Annotated in this window: 3 protein-coding genes and 1 pseudogene; 1 reads left to right on the top strand and 3 read right to left on the bottom strand. The window is 55.1% G+C overall.

Annotated elements, in window-relative coordinates:
- Positions 1-109 (top strand): IS3 family transposase (locus Q6A51_RS27190; RefSeq protein ID WP_304574666.1); only part of this gene is annotated, 109 nt, incomplete at its 5' end.
- Here the strand turns inward: Q6A51_RS27190 and Q6A51_RS27185 are convergent.
- The 3 genes and pseudogenes from Q6A51_RS27185 to tssI form a co-directional block, all read right to left on the bottom strand.
- Entirely contained in the window at positions 106-873 is a 768-nt protein-coding gene (locus Q6A51_RS27185) for a hypothetical protein (RefSeq protein ID WP_322791252.1), read from the bottom strand. The genes Q6A51_RS27190 and Q6A51_RS27185 overlap by 4 nt on opposite strands.
- 248 nt (positions 874-1,121) lie before the next feature.
- A pseudogene (locus tag Q6A51_RS27180) lies at positions 1,122-1,667 on the bottom strand (DUF4123 domain-containing protein); the annotation flags it as partial.
- A partial coding sequence (tssI, locus tag Q6A51_RS27175; protein ID WP_304576173.1) for a type VI secretion system tip protein TssI/VgrG occupies positions 1,664-2,988 on the bottom strand: 1,325 nt, incomplete at its 5' end. The gene tssI and the pseudogene Q6A51_RS27180, both read right to left, overlap by 4 nt.

The raw sequence follows: 2,988 nt of genomic DNA, 5'->3' as shown, positions 1-2,988 counted from the left end.
TGATTACATCGAGATGTTCTACAACGCAAAACGCCGCCATGGTTTCAACAATCAGCTCTCACCGGTAGAGTTTGAAAAACGTTACACAATGAGCTTGCAAGGTGTCTAGAGAATCCGGGGCGATTCATCAGGTTTATTCTTGTATAGCTCCTTGAACCTTGCCTTTGAACAATACAGGTCCGGGCTTGTGCAACGTAGCGCTCTAAGACTGCTGTCCTGCTCCAAACGTTTGAGGCGTGGGGCGCTCAGTTGTATTTCTGAAAAGCAGAGCTGCAAGTTTTTTACTTTCACGTTGTTCCAGATAGCGGGCAGCCAGATATCGTCCAGCGCCTGACCGATAGCCTTGCGCTCGTCAGGCAGAAAGCTTTCGCCCTGGCGATATCGAGCGACGTCAATGTCATGGTAAGTGGTGCGGTTGGCCGCAATCCGGATTTCCAGTTCTCGCCAGAGTTTTTGCCGGTAGAACACATATAAAAAGCCCGCTCGAGCTAGTATCGGTGTGCCGGAGTCGTTGCGATTTTTTGAGCCGGGTAAGGCAACGAAGGGGATTATTGGCACCAGTTGGTTGAATTGCGCATCGGGCTGACGTGGCGTGTTTTGCAGATCATCAAGTAAAGGGAGGCGAATAGGCTTACCGTCGGTCGTGGCGATTTCCAGTTCAAGTCTGGACTGAGCCATGTAATCCCATGCATGCAGTACGCTGCTGTACAACTCATGTTCCTGTTCATCGATGCTTGCCTTGAAGGCCATACCGGCGTTGTCACAGAACAGGAGTTTTTGGCTGTCAGGATGATCCTTACCGATCACCTGTACGATCAATTTTCCTGCTTCACATGCCGGGCCAGCGCTCAGACTGCCAAGAGGTTTGCTCATGAATGAAAACCCTTGTTCTGAACTTGTTGCTCCAGGGACTGCTGCAGGTCGTGCAGGCGTTTTTCATTGTTATCGTGTTCATCTGTAAGCTGTATGAGGCTTGTCGGATATTGCGCCCGTAGCGAAAGATATCGCTTCATCACGTCTTGTTCTTCGCCGAATCCTTGACTCATTCCTTCAGCGAGATAGATCAGCGTTTGAGGAAAGGATGTATCGGACCGCTTCCTCCACCAGTTGCAGGCAAAGCGCTCTTGCTCCTGGCGTTGGAGAGCATGCTCATGTATGGCATCCAGGTGTGGAGTGAAAGACTCATCCGGGCATTGCCAGTCGCGTACATGAGGATTCTCCGTGGACTGCCAGCGCTGCCTGTCTAAGGCATAGTCTGTCCATGTACCGCCATACCAGGACAACCGCGAAATTGGCCCCAGCCATTGGGCGTTAGCCTGCGCATCATTAATGCCGAAGAAATAGCTGGCTGTAACGGGATTTGAATAGCGCAGGACACCCCGACGTATCTGATCGAAGTGGATGAAGAGGATCCGCCTGAGATGCGCGAGCAGGACATTGGTCGATGAGGTACTTTCAATAAGCAGTCCAGGCCAATGCTCTGGTTCCAAGTGAATGGCATCCAGCAACGGCGTGTTATCCATAATCTCCAGCCATATCGGGCTTTGCTCTTTGCAGTCAACCAGTTCTGTCTCATTGAACAGGAGGTGTGGAGCCGGAGAAGGCAATAAGCTGTAAATCTTTTCCAGTAAATCGTCCGTACGTTCTAGTAGCACTGAAGAGGTCATTGTTTTTCTTCCGTCAGCAATACTTTGCGGCAGCCGCAATCTTCGAGCAGGCAATTCAATGGCGTACCGCCTTTGGGTTTCTGACATAACTCGACGATGGGAGCGGGGCCTCTCAGATTTTGCATCAACAGTTGTCCGGGTCTTTCCGTCGCTGCCTGCTGTAACAGGCCTGGCAGCAATGGCATTGAACTTGTCCCGATGCCCGGAGAGCCGCCCTCATTGGTCCTGATCAGCGGCCCGTTGATCATCACGCCACTGTGATCGATCTTGATAAAGCTGCCGCCGACCTTGAGGGTCAGCTCCATGCCGGCATCGATCACCAGCTTGTCGCCGGACTTGATGTGGATTTCCTTTCCGGCTTCTACGAGCTGCGCCACTCCCACCTTGATGTGCTGAACCTGAGCGATGCTCAGGTGATCGTTCGCCCTGATTTCCACCTTGCGGTCGGCGTTGACGGTGCGGTGTTCCTCGGCCTTGAATTCGCTGTAGCTATTGGCCTCGACCCGGTCGTGACGCTCATGGCCGACATGGATCTTCTGGTCATGGCCGATGCTCTGGTCCCAGTTGCGCTGGGCGTGAATGAAGATCTGTTCCTGATCCTTGCGGTCCTCGATGCGCAGCTCGTTAGAGCCACCGCCACCGGGGCTGCTCAACGTCTTGAAGACGCTGCGGGTGCGGTGTTCGGGCAGGCTGTAGGGCGGGGTGTTTTCGGCGTGGTAGAGGCAGCCGGTGACCAGAGGTTGATCGGGATCGCCTTCCAGAAAAGTCACCAGCACTTCCATGCCGACCCGTGGCAAGACGACAGCACCATAGCGATTGCCCGCCCAACCGGACGACACCCGCAGCCAGCAACTGCTTTTGGCATCCTGCTGGCCTTCGCGGTCCCAGTGGAACTGCACCTTGATCCGGCCATGTTTGTCGCAATGGATTTCCTGGCCCTTGGGCCCGGTGACCATGGCGGTCTGGCTGCCCTGAATGCGCGGTTTGGGATGGCGCAGAGGCGGGCGATAGAAAGCGTCCCACGGCGTACCGCGAAAGGTATTGCGATAGCCCTGCCAGTCAGAAGGGCGAGCGGACTCTTCCAGCACCTGCGGTTGGCGGCCTTCGTGACGAACCTCGGTCAGTAGCCAGAGCTGGTTCCAGCTTTTCTGCGGGTGACTGGCCAGTTCCAGAAAGTGGCCGCTGACCAGCCGTGGCTGATCGCTATGGCCTTCGGCGAGGCGGTAATCATGGCGGTGGCGTTCCAGTGCCCGTCGGGCCAGAAGGTTGCCACGCTCACGGTTGCTGAAACGGCCGGGGTAATCGTAGTCCTCAAGGTCGG

Origin of the sequence: Pseudomonas serbiensis (assembly GCF_030580745.1) — a bacterium.
GTDB classification, from domain to species: domain Bacteria; phylum Pseudomonadota; class Gammaproteobacteria; order Pseudomonadales; family Pseudomonadaceae; genus Aquipseudomonas; species Aquipseudomonas serbiensis.
Note: the sequence above shows the minus strand (reverse complement) of the source record. Positions and strands in the feature narration are given on the sequence as shown.

Coding starts and splice junctions, on each gene's coding strand:
- Q6A51_RS27185 (WP_322791252.1), bottom strand. CDS start 873: ATGAGCAAACCTCTTGGCAGTCTGAGCGCTGGCCCGGCATGTGAAGCA.